A 14,530-nucleotide genomic window follows, 5' to 3' on the forward strand; every position below is an offset into this window, starting at 1 on the left:
CGCGGCCCAATTGTTCAAGGATTCAAGGAGCGTTTGGGCTCACAACTCGGGCTCACAACTAGGGCTCAAGGCTTGGGGAGTTCTCCCCGCTCGGTGATCATCCGCATCCACCCCTCAAGGGTGGCGATGAACTCGCCGAGGTCGGACGTGCTGAAGGAGGCTCCCTCGTGGTGCCAGTCAGGGTCGAGGACGACGATGCGGAAGCCGTGGCCGTGGTACCAGCCGGCGTCGATGCTGATCTCCCGGGCCTGCAGGCCACCCCTCCGCTCCGCCTCCTGCGCGGTCAGCCACGGCGGTCGTGCGGTGCGTGCCCAGTACAGGTCCTCGGAGTCGTTGATCTCGACTCTTCCGTCCGGCAGTCGTCGGGCCAGCAGGGTGTTGTAGACGATGTTCCAGCCCATGGGGACACGCAGCGGGAGCAGACTCCACTCCTGGGAAGCGGTCGAGGCCAGCGGAAACTGAGGCGGAAGTTCGAAGATCGCGTCCATGTGCTGCCAGCGTAGTCAGGGGATGCGTCCCCTGCTCAGCGTGTGTCGACCACGACCGGCCGGATCAGCTTGACGGGCTCGTCGCCTGGCTCCTCGCGGAATCCGTCGGCGTCACACACGGTGTACGGACCCATGAGCCGTGTGCCGGCGGTGCTGGCCAGGTGCCATCGACCGCCGACCAGCGCCAGGCGGTAGTACGGATCGAGGGGGTCGACATCGCTCACGGCCGGATCGACGCCGCACAGGACGTCCACGCCGTGCCGCGCTCCCAGGTGCTCCGCGACGCGGAGGTCAGGGTACGGCCCAAGGCCGCGGTCGTAGCCGCCCAGCACATCCAAGGAGAGCGGCCACGCCGGATCTTCGTTGCCCACGAGGCGTATCCACAGGTCTCCCGTGTCGTCCGGGATGTCGGCCTCGTCCGGCTGAACCACCAACCGCAGTCCAGGCGGGACCAATTCCACGAACGCGGCACTCACGTCGGCGACGGTGAGCACCCGTGACACGGTGAGACTGAACATGATCGCCACATAACCATGCCCGGCGACTTCCACGAACCGCGTCTCGGAAGACGGACTCCCGATGTGCTTGTTGACGGCGGCGTCGGTGACGTACAGCTCGCGGGCGATCTCGGCGTTGGCGTGCCCTTCGGCCATGAGGGCGAGGACCTCGCGCTCACGCGGGGAGAGGCGTTCGAGGGGGTCGCGGCGCCGGTTGAGGAGGTGGGCGGCGTAGGACTGTTCGATGTACTGGCTGAGGACGAGGACGGGCAGGTCGGGGTGTGCGCGGCGCAGGGTGACGGCGGCGAGCACCTGATGCCCGAAGCGGTTGAGCACACCGGTCAGGCCGTCGCGCATCAGTGGGGAGTCTTCGGCGAGTACGACGGTCAGGGTCGTTGGCATGGAGGGCTTCCTGGGGTGGTGCGGGGTCAGCGGCAGGGGAGTTCCACGTGCAGGGTCGTGGGACCGAGGAGGTCCATCCACCACAGCGCGGTGGCCGAGACCGCTGTGAATCCCAGCTCGTGCAGAACAACGGGGGTGTGTCGGCCGAGGGACGCCGTACCACCGCCCTCCAGCACACGGGCCAACTCCTCACCCACAACTCCATGGCGACCCTGCTCCCCGGCACCCGGACCGGCATCGCGGTCGTCACCGACACCGGCCTGATCTACGGCGACGACGCCGCCCAGATCACCCAGGGCCTGGTCGACCTGGCCCAGGGCAGGGACCCGGAGGTGGAGGCACCGTTCTCGATGACCGCCGACTGGTTCCTGGCGACCCTGATGCTGCTGGCCGTGGCCCTGGGCACGCGCGGTGTCGTACGGGTCGGCCGCTGGGCCCGTCGCACGGCGGACCGCCCCTGGTGGCGGGTGGCCCTGCGGTTGCTTCCCCAGGCCCTGCCCATCCTCCTCCCGGCCCAACTCGCCACGCTGATCGGGTTGTTGATGAACCGCGTCGGCACCCTCACCCAGACGGCCTACGCCTGGCCGGCACTGGTCCTCTGTGCGGCCGTGGCCGCGCCGGCGTCGACCGCGGTCATCATGGCCCGCCTCATCGCGGCATACCGCCACCGCCGCCAACGCTGTATCCAGCCGACCGCACTCGACCACTCCGGCGCGCACAGCCCCGAACCTGGGTCAGATACGCCAGATCCGGATCCGGTCGGCCGCCTGATAGACGGTGGCTTTGCGGGCCTGGATGTCCCGGACCAGTTCCACGAGCGCGCCGTAGGGCGGGTCGATGCCCTCGCCGCAGGCGTGCATGTAGGCGACGGCGAGCTGGCAGGCGTACAGCGAGTTCCGGTACGGCAGGGGCTCCAGCCGGACGATCGTGTGGAGCAGGGCAGCAGCCCGCCACGCGGCGTCCGGCGGGGCGATGCCGGGGCGGGGGATACGTGTCTTGTGGCGGGCGACCGCGGCCACGAGGGCGGAGTAGTCCCCGACGGTGACGTCCTCGGGGACGGCTTGTTCCTGGACGTCGAGCAGCCAGGAGATGTCGATGTGGAGCACCATCAGGCGGCTTCGGCTCCCTGATGGCGGCCGGCGGGCGGGACCTCGTCGGGAAAGGCCTCGTCGAACTCGTCGCGGTGCTGCTCGCCCCAGGAGACGGCATAGCGCACGAACTGCTGACGCTGGCGCTCACGCAAGGACAGGTCGTGGACGTACTGCTTGAGAGAGGTGCCGGTAGCGGCGGCGGCCGCGCGCAGCTCCTCCATCTCCTCTTCGGTGTAGCTGATGTTCAAGGACGGCATACGGGCATGGTACCTACTAGGTACCAGTGCGTCCATGGCGGCTGTGGATGGACTGGCCGCACTGGCCGCACTGTCCGCGCTCCGGAGTGATGGCCAGGTGTGCGTGTCATTGATCGTCGAGGAAGAGCTCTTCGATCTTCAGGCCGAAGAGCCTGGCGAGGCGGAAGGCGAGGGGAAGGCTTGGATCGAACTTCCCCGTCTCGATGGCGTTGATCGTCTGCCGGGACACGCCGGCAAGCCGAGCCAGGTCGGCCTGCGTCCAGCCGTGTTCGGCACGAAGCTCCGTGATGCGGTTCCTCATCGGTATCGGATCTTGCCGACGGTGAAGGCGATCGAGAAGACGACCCCCATGAGCGCGGGCAGGAGGGCGATGTCGACATCACGGGCGACGAGGCCGGCGGCGTCCGCGACGGCGTAGGAGAAGCCGATGATCCACCCCACGCCCAGGGTGATCGCCAGCGCGTCCTGCGTGATCTTCCGCTGTAGCTCGTCGAGTGCGCCGAGGAAGCGTGTGAAGGCGACGATCCAGCCGACACCGACGCCGAGATTGACGGCGACGGCGGCCCAACTCGCCCCCCGCTGTGGCGAATCCCAGAAGAGCTGCGGGCCGAACTTGGCCACGGCAAGGGTTACCGCCCAGGCGACTGTCCAGAACGCGAGCCGAACGCTCGCCTTGAGCTCGTTCTGTGCTTGCACGGATGCCCCCTCCAGCGTCATGTCAAGTTTCCTTGACACGCTAGAAGGGTTCCTGTTGGCGTGTCAAGTGTCCTTGACATCAGGCGCTGCCCGGTCACCGATCGCCGCCCGGGCGCTGATCCTGGGCTTGACCCACCGCCGCGCTCGGCGTCGAGCGGCCCGGCGTGGTGCCGAAGTGCATCGCCGCCGCCCGAGAGAAGGGCCGGGGTGCCGACGGCGGCCTTGGCGTACGACTGTGAAGATGCGACCGGTGCGCCGGCCGCGCGGGAGCCGCCGCAGGGCGACCGTCGGGGGCTGTCCGCCGAACACGAGGTCGGGGAGGAAGGCCGCGGCATGCTGCTCGACGAGGCGCTGGTGGAGCAGAAGGTCGGTGGTCTCGAAGCGCACATCGGGTTCGAAGCCGGCGTCGCGGCACAGGGTCATGGCCCACTGCCGGGTGAGGGTGCCTTCGGGCTCCATCAGTCCCAACGAAACGACGGTCGACCAGGGCCTCAGCCATGCCGGCTCGACGGCTCCCGAGGGCGTGACAAGAACGCGCCGAGGACGCCTCTGAACTGCGAACCGGCAACGCACCCCGCCATGGCCACCTGGCGCAACCTCGTCATCGGAGTCCTACCGCTGCTGTCAGGCACCAGGAACATCGCGGCCGGGGAACGCCGTACGGCTCTGGACGACGTCCTACCGGGAAGTGCTGATCGCCGCCCTGAGGGCCTGCGGCCTACGGAAGGCCGTGGTGGCGCGAGAGCGGTCGGCGACATGGCGGGCAGTTCGTGCGTCGAGCGGTGTTCAGCCGGTGGTGGGCCGGTGGGACTCGGATGCTTGGCGCGGACCCGTCTCCCACGGTCATCGCCGGCCGGGTCCGGTCAGGGTGGCCTCGGCGGCGAGCCGGAGGTTGGTGATCATCGGATTCGGGTCGTGCTCGCGGCTGGCCAGGACGACCTGGCTGGGGGGAGCGCCCTCGATCGGGACGGTGACGAGGTCGAGACGCAGTGAGCTGCGCCGGTCGCCGACCGGTAGTACGGCGATCGCCTCGCCGCTGGCGACGAGTTCGAGCTTGTCCTCGTAGCTCTCGACCGGCGGCACACCCGTCCCGAGGAGTCGGTAGGACGTCCAGTCCGCGGTCTCGAACGCGCACGGCGCCGCCTCTTCACCGGCCAGCTCTTCCGCCGTCACCGACGCGCGGCCGGCCAGGGGGTGGCCCCGCGGGACCACGAGCATCCGGGGCTCCCGGTACAGCGGGGTGATGAACAGGTCGTCGGTGGCGAGCGGCAGTGGGGCTCGCGCGATCAGGGCGTCGACGCGCTTGTCGGATAGGTCGGACAGTGCCCCGACGTCACGGCAGCTCAGATGCCGGGTGGAGATCTCGGCGTCCGGGTGGCGGGAGCGCAGTTCCCGTACGGCGGCAGTGATCACCAGGTCTTCGACGTAGCCGATGGTGATTCGTTGGGTCCGGGCTTGTTCACGCACGGCTGATTCGGCCTGGCGGGCGGCCTGCAGCAGGGCTTGGGCGCGGGGGAGGAACGTCTGACCCGCAGGGGTCAGTCGGGTGCCCCGGGGCGTGCGGTCCAGCAGTCGTGTGCCGAGGTATTTCTCGAGCCGCTGGATCTGGCGGCTCAGCGCCGGCTGGGCCACGTGCAGTTCGTCTGCGGCCCGGCCGAAGTGCTGATGCGCCGCCACCACGGTGAAGGAGCGCACCAGCCGCAGTTCCAGATCCTGCCCGAGATCGTTCACCGTTGCAGCGTACGCGTCATGCCGTTTCGGAATGACCGGTTGCCGAACGGGTCTTGGACGGCCGAACCGTCCTGGGCCTTGACTGGAGGAGCAACGTTTCCCGAGAAAGCGACAGGCGTGATGAAGGCGATCCAGTTCCATGAAGCGGGCGGGCCGGAAGTTCTGCGGTACGAGGAGGTGCCGGTTCCCGGGATCGGCCCGGGTGAGGTGCTCGTCCGGGTGCACGCGGTGGGCGTCAACCCGCCGGATCGGTACCTGCGGGAGGGGATGAAGGTCATGCCGGCCGAGATGAGGCCGGCGCTGGAGTTCCCCCTGATCCCGGGAACGGACATGTCGGGTGTGGTCGAGGCGGTCGCTCCGGACGTGTCACGGTTCGCCGTGGGCGACGAGGTCTTCGGCATGCTGCGGTTCCCCGGCTTCGACGGCCGGACGTACGCCGAGTATGTGGCCGCGCCGGCTGCGGACTTGGCGCACAAGCCGACCGGTGTCGACCATGTGCAGGCGGCTGGGGCGCCGATGGCCGTGCTCACGGCCTGGCAGTACCTGGTTGATCTCGGCCACGACGTGCCGTCTCCTTTCACCGGCCGGGTGCACCGGCCGGTGCCGCTCACGCCGGGCATGACCGTGCTGGTCAACGGGGCTGCCGGTGGAGTGGGCCACTTCGCGGTGCAGTTGGCGAAATGGAAGGGGGCACATGTCATCGCGGTGGCCTCGGGCCGGCACGAACAGTTCCTGGGCAAGCTCGGCGCCGATGAGTTCATCGACTACACCACCACCCGGGCCGAGGACGTGGTCGGCGGCGTCGACCTGGTGATCGACACCGTCGGTGGCCCGGACAGTTCACGCTTCCTGAGCGTGCTCAAGCACGGCGGCACCATGCTTCCGGTGTTCTTCGCCCAGTACGACCCGGAAGAGACGACGCGTCTGGCCATCACCGTCTCGAACATTCAGGTACGGTCCAACGGCCCCCAACTCGCCCAGATCGGCCGCCTGTTCGGCGAGGGCAAGCTCCAGGTCGGGGTGGACAGTACCTACGCGCTGGCCGAGGCGGGTCGCGCACACACGCGGGTCGCGCAGGGCCATATCCAGGGCAAGATCGTGCTGCGGGTGGTGTAGCGATCGCCGAACTCCGACTCCAACTCCTGCGGGCGGTAGCGAAGTTCGCCCACGCTTGGACGAGCCGAAGGTGCCCGAGACCGTCAGCTGATCGGCTGCCGAAGCTCGGCCCGGATGCGGAGGGTCCGTTCGGCGAGACTTGCCAGGTCCACGTCCTTGGGGTCCTTGGAGGAGATCGCGGGGTCGACCTCGCCGATCAGGGCGCCTGTGTTGCCGTCGTTCCAGGCGCACATCGGCATGATGGTCCGCATGTTCAGGTCCTCATGGGCGATCAGCTGGCAGGCGACGGTGACGTCCGAGCCGGAGGGGCGGATGTCCTCGGGTGCCCGGGCGACCGACACGCCGTCCGGGCCGGCGGCGTCCTTCAGCATGGTGTCCCGGGCGTCGTCGGCGTCCTTGAACCGGCCGTACACACCGGTGACGTTCAGTTGGCCGCCACGGTTCGTGGGTGAGTAGATCGCGACGGCCGCACGGACGTCAACGCCACCCAGGGCGCTCTCGGCATGCTGCTCGAAACTGTCCTGCGGGGAGTCGGAGAAGTCCCGCTCCATCTTGTATTCACCGTCGAGCAGGGTCTTGGGCAGGGTCAATCGGTACCGCGCCTCGGGCAGGTCTCCGTCGGTGCCGCCGTTGCCGACCACGACCACCACCGCGGCCCAGGCGATGACCAACAGGGTCATGACCCCGCCGACGACCCCCAGGACGACACCGGCCCGTACCCGGCTCCTCTGCGGCGGGGGAGGAGGCGCCAGGTACGGCTGGGACGTGGGGTACGGCTGTGGCGGCGGGGGCGTGGACACGCCTTGAAGCTACTGCACCCCCGACGCGTCCAGTACGTGGTCGCCCGTCGACCGCCGCCTCTTCAACGCTGGTCCCGACACCGTTCACCCCCGCGTCGGTTGCCGTCTTTCTCTCCGCGAGGATGTCCGGGCGGGGGAGCCGGCGGTCGGCGTCGGAGCCGTTGAAGTCCCGCACCTTGCGGGATCCGAGACGTACCAGGGGTGGTGGCGCCACCGCCGTGTCGAGCGACAGCGCCATCCTGGTGGGCGCGTCGTCAGCCCTGGCAGCCGCAGCCAGCGGCGCTCTTGGCCTCGCTGACGGTGGCGGACGGGTCCGCCGCCTGCTCGGCCGGGGTGCAGCAGGCGGTGACGCCGCAACAGGAGTCGACCGTCGCGGAGGCGTCCGGTCCGGTGGCGGTAGCCGTGGCGGGCTTGGTGGCGCGGATGATGGCGGAGTGCATGCCGTCGGCGACCGGGTGGGTGGCGGTGATCTCGATGCCCGAGAACCCGGCTGTCTCCAAGCCTGCGCGGTATTCGGCGAAGGACAGTGCGCCGGCGATGCAGCCGACGTAGTCACCGCGCTCGGCCCGCTGTTCAGCGGTGAGGGCGTCGTCCGCGACGACGTCGGAGACGCCGATCCGGCCGCCGGGCTTGAGGACGCGGAAGGCCTCGGCGAAGACGGCGGGCTTGTCGACGGACAGGTTGATCACGCAGTTGGAGATCACGACGTCGATGGTGCTCGCGGGCAGCGGGACCGACTCGATCGTGCCCTTGAGGAACTCCACGTTCGTCGCACCCGCCTTCGCCGTGTTGGCCAGGGCGAGGGCGAGCATCTCCTCGGTCATGTCCAGCCCGTACGCCCTGCCTGCCGGGCCGACGCGGCGGGCGGAGAGCAGGACGTCGATGCCGCCGCCGGAGCCGAGGTCGAGGACACGTTCGCCCTCGCGGAGTTCGGCGACGGCGGTCGGGTTGCCGCAGCCCAGCGAGGCGGCCACGGCTTCGGTGGGCAGGGCGTCGCGCTCGTCGGCGGCGTACAGGGTCGAGCCGAAGTTCTCGTCGACCTCGACCGGCTCGGGCCCACAACAGGCGGTGCCGCCCTCGGTGACCTTCGCGGCTGCCGCGGCGTACCGCCGGCGGACGGTTTCGCGCAGGTCGGTGGTGGTCTGCTCGCTCATGACTCACTCCTGGATGACGGGCCGCGGAACGGCCCGGAACGGCCTGTATTGATGTTCGTTGATGCAAGCTTGCGTCTTGAATCGAAAAACGTCAACATAGAGGCATGTCGAAACAAGAGCTTCAGGTGATCGGCCAGGACGCCGCCTGCTGCCCGAGCCTGTCCACCGCGCCCCTGGACGAGAACCAGGCCGCAGACCTGGCGAAGGTCTTCAAGGCCCTGGGCGACCCGGTCCGGCTGCGCCTGATGTCGATGATCGCCTCCCGCGGCCAGGGCGGGGAGGTGTGCGTGTGCGAGCTGACTCCGGCCTTCGACCTGTCCCAGCCGACGATCTCCCACCACCTCAAGCTCCTGCGCCAGGCCGGTCTGATCGACTGCGAGCGCCGCGGGACCTGGGTGTACTACTGGGTGCTGCCCGGTGTCCTCGACCAGCTCGCCGCGTTCCTGGCCACCGCCCGGCCCGCCGGAATCACCGCGTGAACGCCTCCCTCGGCCGTCGCGTCGCCGCCGAAGCGATCGGCACCGGACTGCTGGTGGCGGTGGTGGTCGGCTCCGGTATCCAGGCGACCGAGCTGTCGCACGACGTCGGTGTGCAGTTGCTCGCCAACTCCCTGGCCACGGTCTTCGGCCTCGGCGTGCTCATCCTGCTGCTCGGTCCCGTGTCCGGCGCGCACTTCAACCCGGTCGTCACACTCGCCGCCTGGTTCAGCGGCCGTCGCCGTCCCGGCGGACCGGCCCTGCGGGACGTCGCCGCGTACGTGCCCGCCCAGATCACGGGCGCGATCGGCGGCGCGGTCCTGGCCGACGCGATGTTCGCCAAGCCGCTGGTCAGATTCTCGGCCCATGACCGGTCCGCCGGGCATTTGCTGCTGGCCGAGGTCGTCGCCACGGCCGGGCTGATCCTCCTCATCCTCGGCCTCGGCCGGATCGGCCGCACCGCGCTCGCCCCGGCCGCGGTGGCCTCCTACATCGGTGCCGCGTACTGGTTCACCTCCTCCACCTCCTTCGCGAACCCGGCGGTGACCATCGGCCGGGCGTTCACCGACACCTTCGCCGGTATCGCCCCGGCCTCTGTCGCCCCGTTCATCGCGGCGCAGCTGCTGGGAGCCGTGCTCGGGCTGGGGGCCGTGGCCGTGGTCTACGGCCGCCCCGCTCCCGCCGTGGACGAGGCCGTCGTCCCGCACGGCGAACCGGCACCAGCCGTCGTCTGACCGACCCGCTCTCCCGAGAAAGCCCCCACCCATGAACTCCTCCGCCATGCCGCGCCATGCCGCGCCGCGCCCGTCGGTGCTGTTCGTCTGCGTCCACAACGCCGGTCGCTCCCAGATGGCCGCCGCCTTCCTCACCCACCTCGCGGGCGACCGCGTCGAGGTCCGCTCCGCCGGCTCGGCTCCCGCGAACACCGTCAACCCGGCCGTCGTGGAGGCGATGAAGGAGGTCGGCATCGACATCTCCGCCGAAACCCCGAAGATCCTCACGACCGAGGCCGTCCAGGCGTCCGACGTCGTGATCACCATGGGGTGCGGCGACACCTGCCCCGTCTTCCCCGGCAAGCGATACCTCGACTGGCAACTCGACGACCCGGCCGGTCAAGGCGTCGAGGCCGTACGCCCCATCCGCGACGCGATCGAGACGCGCGTGCGGGCGCTGATCTCGGAGGTGGCTCCCAACTGACGGCAGGACCACACGCACACACTCGGCCGTGCTCGCGAGGCTGCCAGGCAACCTCGCGAGCATGGCGCATCGAACTGGGGGAGATCGTGGACGTTGTCGAGCAGGAGCTGACCCATCCCTGGGAAGGATTCCTGGCCGTTCCCACTCACGGCAGTGACGTCGGCTTGCTGGTCCTGGCCGGTTCCAGCGGACGCATCGAACGTGAGAGAACGAGCATCCTTGCTCAGCAGGGCATCGCGGCCCTGTCCATCCGTTGGTTCGGCGGACCGGGACAGTGCCCGGGGATTTGCGAGATCCCCCTGGAGACCTTCACGGCCGCGGTCGACTTCCTCGCAGCGAGAGGGGCACGACGCATCGGCATCCTGGGCGTCTCCAAGGGGGCTGAAGCAGCTCTGCTCACGGCCGTGCACGACCCGCGCGTGGACGTGGTCATCGCGCTGTCACCCAGCTCGCGAGTCTGGTGCAATGTGGGTCCGGGCCACGATGGAGAGCAGCGCCCGTATCGCTCTTCCTGGACATGGCGGGGGCACCCCCTGCCATTCGTTCCGTTGGACGATTCCTGGACCCCAGCGGTCGACGCGGGCAGCGGTCCTCCGGTTGCCATCCGCGGATGGTACGAGGCCAGCGAGCAGCGCTTCGCTCACCTGCTCCCCATGGCTGAGATCCCCGTGGAGAAGGCCCGGGCGGATCTGTTGCTCGTCGCCGGTGCCGACGACGCGATGTGGCCTTCTCTCCCCTTCGCCGAACAACTGGCAGAACGCCGACGCTCGGCCGGGGCCACGGTGCGCCTGATCGCCCACCACGACGCCGGCCATCGACCGCGCCTTCCCGGCGAGAGCCCGGCGCCGGCCTCCCCGCATTTCCTGTACGGAGGCACACCCGAAGCGGACATGCTCCTGGGAAAGGCCGCGTGGCCGCACATCCTCGACAGACTCCGAGGCCCGGCCCCTCGCGGCTTCTGACGGATCTCGACAGGAGGCTTCTCCGTCGAGCCGTACGACGATGCCCGCGGACGGTCCTGCGCCTGGCAGACCACCACATCTCACGTCAGCGGTGGCGGTGTCCCAACAGCGGCGGGTCAGACCAGCAGCTCGGTCAGCGCGCGGCGAAGTCGGTGGGAGTGTGGCGTACGTAGAACTATTCGTGAGCGAATACATGCGTCAGAGCACCGGCAGACATGACGTGACCTATGAGCGATGCCGCAGCAGGGACAGGAGCACTCGACATCTGTGCTTTCCAGACCCTGCCGCAGCGAGTATCTCGGGCTCAGCTTGCGTTCTCACCTCGGCCTCGATCAGCTTCTGGCTGGTCGCGGGAGGCGCGAGAGCTCTCATGGAGCTGAGTGCCGGCTCTCAATCCTCATGCGACACACCGAGGTCGTGACGCATGGCGGTTCTCATGGTTCGGAGATTCTCCCAGACCTCGTACTGGGCCTGGGCCGCGGTCTCCATCGTTTCGCCCGGTTCGGGGGCGCCACGTTCGAGGCGCTTGACCTGGCCGTAGACCTTGTTCAGGGCTTGGTTGACGACACTCGCTCGCATGAGTACGTCCTCGGGGGCGATCATCTGTGCTTCGGAGTATCGATCGCGGTGCGCGTTCTTTGCCTCCTCGAGCGCGTCGGTGTCGGCCTCCTCCACGCCGCGTTCCCTCATGACGTGCAGGTGCCGGTTGAGTGCGGTGGTGAACTGCCGGGCATCTCGGTTGAGTTCCGCGTAGCAGGTGCGTCGCAGCGAACGGTTCTCGCGGACCTCCTCATGGTTGCGAACGAGCTCTATCTCCAGGCGCTTCGCTCGTTCGGAGCCGCGCTGGGTGAGCAGCGCCCCTCCCAGGGTTCCTGCGACGCCTGCCACAGCTATGATGACTGAGCTGAGATCCACCGACGTACCCCGTGAAATCTTCGGCCTCGTGCCCGCTGCACATGGCCCGGGCCGTCAAGTCTGCCGCTCCTCGGCGCGCGTCGACGTCGGCCGTGGTGGCGGTGCCCGACCACCCAGCCGGACCGGCGCAGTCACCCCGCCGCAGGGCAGCCAGCCCGTCCACGGCCAGGGCTCAAGCGAACCGGGACCGGTCGTCGGCTCAGATGATGCCCAGCCGTCCGGCCTCGCGGATCCATGACGGGAACTCGGACAGCAGTCGGTCGTAGAGCTCCGCGTCCGGTACGCGGCTGATGTCGTCGACGGCGAAGAAGCCCACGTTGTCGACGCGCCGGCCCGGCAGGTTGTCGAAGCGTTCCAGCACGCCGTAGTCGGAGCGCCCCAGCCCGACGAACTGCCAGAAGACCGGTTCGTCCACGGCCTCCCTCAGCTCGGCCTCGATCTCCTCGTTCCGGTAGACGCCGCCGTCGGAGAAGAAGAGCACCAGCGTGGGTGCTGCGGCCGGGTGTTCACGGACGTACGTCCGCACTTCGGCGATCACCTTCTGTTCCTCGTTCTGGATTCCGACCATCCGCATGTCCACCTGGCCCGGCAGGAGCCCCTTCCGGGGCTTCTTGCGCCGGAACAACGTCAGTTCACCGACCCGGACATGACGCTGCAGCCACTCCGGCAGGTCGCCCAGGGCGAGGTCCGGCAGCCGGGCCGGGTTCGACGCGAAGGTCCACGCCTGCATCTCACCGTCGTCGTCCAACTGCGCGGCCACGGCGGCCATCCGCTCCACGACGTCGGCCACGACACCCTTGGAGTACAGGAACGACATCGACCCGGAGGCGTCCAGGACCAGGATGACGCGCGCGGTCACCCCCTCCGCCCCGTGCTTGCGCAGACTGACGGCTATCTGCTCCTTGCGCAGGGAGAGCCGCTTGCGCATGTCCACCGGCAACTGTTCCTCGCCCTTGACGAGACGCGGGGCGGGAGCCGTCGGGGCCTGGGGCGGGACGGGAGCGTCGGTCCGGGGCGCGGCGCTCGCGACGGTGGGCCTGGGTGCCGGAGGAGCGGGTGCGGACGGGAACGCGGGTGCGGGCGCGGCCGCCGTGGCGCCTGGTTCGTCGTCGACGCCTATCCCGAAGTCGGTGGCCAGTCCCGCGAGTCCGGAGGCGTACCCCTGTCCCACCGCGCGGAACTTCCACTCACCGGCCCGCCGGTACAACTCCCCGCCGATGAACGCGGTTTCCGTCGTCGCCTCCATGTCGAACAGCGCCAGTTGCTCACCCGTCCCGGCGTCGAGCAGCCGCAACCGTAGGCCGGACAACTGGCCGAAAGTGCCCCCGTCCGCCGAAGCACCGAGAACGACCCGGTCGATCTCCGGCTCGAGGGCCCGCAGATCCACCCCGATGGTGTCGGTCGTACCGCCGCCGTCGCCTCGTCGCTTGCCCAGATGACGCACAGCAGTCGAAGCGTGCTGGGGCTGGTTGTAGAAGACGAAGTCCCCGTCGTCCCGCACCCGGCCGTCGGCACGGAGCAGCAACGCCGACGCGTCGGCGTCCGGTGCACCAGGGCCCCCGGACCAGCCGAGCTCGACCTGCACCGCCTCGGCGGCGATGGGTAGGTTGCCGCCCTTGCTCATCGATGTCGCTGTCATGCGCCCAGTCTGCCCACAGAACCCGGTACCGGGACCGTTCGATACCCAACTCCAGGGGCGCGGTTACGTCTTCCCAGGCGCTGGGCAAGTCCCGGTTCGCTCCTGCCGTCGACAGCCATCGACAGCCATCGACAGCCATCGACAGCCGTCGACAGCTGTGGAAAGTCGTGGACGACGCGCTCCGCGAGTCACGCCACGTGGAGCCCACCCCGTAAATCAGTGGGCTGATCGGGAGGAATCTGCCACGATCACCGAATGGGTGCATTGGACGCAGTGGCGGGCAGGGTCGCCGGCGGGGCCACCGTGACGTTCCGGCCCAGTGGCTTCTCGATGATCCCCCTGATACGCAGTCGGCAGCAGGTGGTGGTTGCTCCGGTCGATCCGTCGAGGCTGGAGGTCGGGGACATCGTCCTCGCCCGTGTCGCGGGGACGGTCTACTTGCACTTGGTGTCGTCCGTGGACCACGCCAGGAAGCGCGTGCAGATCAGTAACAACCGTGGCCGCGTCAACGGCTGGACCAGCCACGATCGTGTCTTCGGCATCTGCGTGGCGGTCGACGGCGTCACCCGGTCGAGAGCCGCGGGCAAGACCCTCGCGGCCGGACCCAAAGACTCCTCCGGACCCAAAGACTCCTCCGGAACCTGACACTCCTCCGGAACCGGACACTCCAGCGGCATCGGGCCGCCGAGCCGCGCGGGCGACAGATCGAGTGCGTGTGCGCGAGATCGACCACGACGAGGGCCGCGGTCACCGTGGACAGACAGTCCGCAGGGGAGTGGCTCCGTTCAGCCGCGACGGAGGGTGTCTGGACGTTCCGGCGGACCTACCTGGATGTGCGCGCGTACCCATCGCTCGGTGTTGCTGACGTGCAGCAGGGCCGCGGCCACGCCCCGCGATGCCTTCGAGCAGGTGAGAAGTGATTCGTCGCCGGTGGCCGACACGACGGCGCGGTGAAAGGCCGCGTCGTGGGCGCTGAGCCGCTCGACGTCGCCCTGTGCTTCCCGCATGGCGTCCAGGTGCCGCTTCACCTCCACGAGGCCCTCGTCGGAGATCCGGATGGCGGCCGGCGCGGTGGTGGCGGGTCCCCTGCCATCGGTCTGATCAATCCC

General features: G+C 69.1%; 19 protein-coding genes and 2 pseudogenes. 6 read left to right on the forward strand and 15 right to left on the reverse strand.

All coding sequences use genetic code 11. The features are described 5' to 3' along the window. Positions 1 to 65: 65 nt before the first annotated feature. The 10 genes and pseudogenes from J8M51_RS32150 to J8M51_RS32195 form a co-directional block, all read right to left on the reverse strand. Positions 66 to 488, reverse strand: a complete 423-nt coding sequence (locus J8M51_RS32150) for a hypothetical protein (protein ID WP_086754649.1) — start codon at positions 486 to 488, stop codon at positions 66 to 68. 572 nt (positions 489 to 1,060) lie between these two features. Next, positions 1,061 to 1,387 (reverse strand): annotated as a pseudogene (locus J8M51_RS32155) (response regulator transcription factor); the annotation flags it as partial. 26 nt (positions 1,388 to 1,413) lie between these two features. Further along, positions 1,414 to 1,584, reverse strand: coding sequence for a hypothetical protein (locus tag J8M51_RS32160; protein ID WP_256964183.1), 171 nt, complete (start codon positions 1,582 to 1,584; stop codon positions 1,414 to 1,416). Between the two features lie 68 nt (positions 1,585 to 1,652). Beyond that, the gene (locus J8M51_RS32165; protein ID WP_256964184.1) at positions 1,653 to 1,952 is read right to left on the reverse strand and encodes a hypothetical protein; all 300 of its coding nucleotides are present in this window, start codon (positions 1,950 to 1,952) and stop codon (positions 1,653 to 1,655) included. A gap of 169 nt (positions 1,953 to 2,121) precedes the next feature. Continuing rightward, positions 2,122 to 2,496 carry a toxin Doc gene (locus J8M51_RS32170; RefSeq protein ID WP_086754650.1) on the reverse strand — a complete coding sequence of 125 codons (375 nt, stop codon included), beginning with the start codon at positions 2,494 to 2,496 and terminating at the stop codon, positions 2,122 to 2,124. Then, the gene (locus J8M51_RS32175) at positions 2,496 to 2,735 is read right to left on the reverse strand and encodes a hypothetical protein (protein ID WP_086754651.1); all 240 of its coding nucleotides are present in this window, start codon (positions 2,733 to 2,735) and stop codon (positions 2,496 to 2,498) included. Before J8M51_RS32175 ends, J8M51_RS32170 begins: the two co-directional genes overlap by 1 nt. Before the next feature lie 106 nt (positions 2,736 to 2,841). After that, complete coding sequence (locus J8M51_RS32180) at positions 2,842 to 3,036, reverse strand: helix-turn-helix transcriptional regulator (RefSeq protein WP_086754652.1); 195 nt, start codon at positions 3,034 to 3,036, stop codon at positions 2,842 to 2,844. Next, positions 3,033 to 3,452: a hypothetical protein gene (locus tag J8M51_RS32185; RefSeq protein WP_086754653.1), complete on the reverse strand. Its 420-nt coding sequence runs from the start codon at positions 3,450 to 3,452 to the stop codon at positions 3,033 to 3,035. Before J8M51_RS32185 ends, J8M51_RS32180 begins: the two co-directional genes overlap by 4 nt. A gap of 42 nt (positions 3,453 to 3,494) precedes the next feature. Continuing rightward, positions 3,495 to 3,899 (reverse strand): type 2 periplasmic-binding domain-containing protein, encoded by a 405-nt coding sequence (locus tag J8M51_RS32190; protein WP_256964185.1) that lies wholly within the window; start codon positions 3,897 to 3,899, stop codon positions 3,495 to 3,497. 375 nt (positions 3,900 to 4,274) lie between these two features. Beyond that, on the reverse strand, positions 4,275 to 5,162 hold the full coding sequence (locus J8M51_RS32195) for a LysR family transcriptional regulator (protein WP_086754654.1): 888 nt from the start codon (positions 5,160 to 5,162) through the stop codon (positions 4,275 to 4,277). 120 nt (positions 5,163 to 5,282) lie between these two features. Between J8M51_RS32195 and J8M51_RS32200 the strand changes: the two genes are divergently transcribed. Beyond that, positions 5,283 to 6,278 carry an NADP-dependent oxidoreductase gene (locus J8M51_RS32200; RefSeq protein ID WP_086754655.1) on the forward strand — a complete coding sequence of 332 codons (996 nt, stop codon included), beginning with the start codon at positions 5,283 to 5,285 and terminating at the stop codon, positions 6,276 to 6,278. A gap of 83 nt (positions 6,279 to 6,361) precedes the next feature. Here the strand turns inward: J8M51_RS32200 and J8M51_RS32205 are convergent, their stop codons facing one another. After that, positions 6,362 to 7,078 (reverse strand): hypothetical protein, encoded by a 717-nt coding sequence (locus tag J8M51_RS32205; RefSeq protein ID WP_143673120.1) that lies wholly within the window; start codon positions 7,076 to 7,078, stop codon positions 6,362 to 6,364. A gap of 254 nt (positions 7,079 to 7,332) precedes the next feature. After that, positions 7,333 to 8,232 (reverse strand): arsenite methyltransferase, encoded by a 900-nt coding sequence (gene arsM, locus J8M51_RS32210; protein WP_086754657.1) that lies wholly within the window; start codon positions 8,230 to 8,232, stop codon positions 7,333 to 7,335. Between the two features lie 104 nt (positions 8,233 to 8,336). Here arsM and J8M51_RS32215 point away from each other — a divergent pair, with 104 nt between their 5' ends. From J8M51_RS32215 to J8M51_RS32230, 4 genes are all read left to right on the forward strand, one after another. Continuing rightward, the gene (locus J8M51_RS32215) at positions 8,337 to 8,711 is read left to right on the forward strand and encodes an ArsR/SmtB family transcription factor (protein WP_086754658.1); all 375 of its coding nucleotides are present in this window, start codon (positions 8,337 to 8,339) and stop codon (positions 8,709 to 8,711) included. After that, the gene (locus J8M51_RS32220; protein WP_086754659.1) at positions 8,708 to 9,442 is read left to right on the forward strand and encodes an aquaporin; all 735 of its coding nucleotides are present in this window, start codon (positions 8,708 to 8,710) and stop codon (positions 9,440 to 9,442) included. The genes J8M51_RS32215 and J8M51_RS32220 overlap by 4 nt, the downstream gene beginning before the upstream one ends. A gap of 31 nt (positions 9,443 to 9,473) precedes the next feature. Then, positions 9,474 to 9,905: an arsenate reductase ArsC gene (locus J8M51_RS32225; protein WP_179202990.1), complete on the forward strand. Its 432-nt coding sequence runs from the start codon at positions 9,474 to 9,476 to the stop codon at positions 9,903 to 9,905. An 86-nt stretch (positions 9,906 to 9,991) separates the two neighbouring features. Further along, positions 9,992 to 10,867 (forward strand): acyl-CoA thioester hydrolase/BAAT C-terminal domain-containing protein, encoded by an 876-nt coding sequence (locus J8M51_RS32230; protein ID WP_086763787.1) that lies wholly within the window; start codon positions 9,992 to 9,994, stop codon positions 10,865 to 10,867. A gap of 390 nt (positions 10,868 to 11,257) precedes the next feature. Here J8M51_RS32230 and J8M51_RS32235 read toward each other — a convergent pair whose 3' ends face one another. After that, a complete protein-coding gene (locus J8M51_RS32235; RefSeq protein ID WP_256966305.1) occupies positions 11,258 to 11,782 on the reverse strand; it encodes a hypothetical protein in 525 nt (174 codons plus the stop codon). 199 nt (positions 11,783 to 11,981) lie between these two features. After that, positions 11,982 to 13,421 carry a VWA domain-containing protein gene (locus J8M51_RS32240; RefSeq protein ID WP_267299646.1) on the reverse strand — a complete coding sequence of 480 codons (1,440 nt, stop codon included), beginning with the start codon at positions 13,419 to 13,421 and terminating at the stop codon, positions 11,982 to 11,984. A 255-nt stretch (positions 13,422 to 13,676) separates the two neighbouring features. Here J8M51_RS32240 and J8M51_RS32245 point away from each other — a divergent pair, with 255 nt between their 5' ends. After that, entirely contained in the window at positions 13,677 to 14,066 is a 390-nt protein-coding gene (locus J8M51_RS32245) for a S24/S26 family peptidase (RefSeq protein ID WP_086751876.1), read from the forward strand. Positions 14,067 to 14,206: 140 nt separating this feature from the next. On the opposite strand, the pseudogene J8M51_RS32250 reads toward J8M51_RS32245, so the two are convergent. After that, positions 14,207 to 14,503 (reverse strand): annotated as a pseudogene (locus J8M51_RS32250) (FCD domain-containing protein); the annotation flags it as partial. Positions 14,504 to 14,530: the final 27 nt, after the last annotated feature.

Origin of the sequence: Streptomyces griseiscabiei (assembly GCF_020010925.1) — a bacterium.
GTDB classification, from domain to species: Bacteria; Actinomycetota; Actinomycetes; order Streptomycetales; family Streptomycetaceae; genus Streptomyces; species Streptomyces griseiscabiei.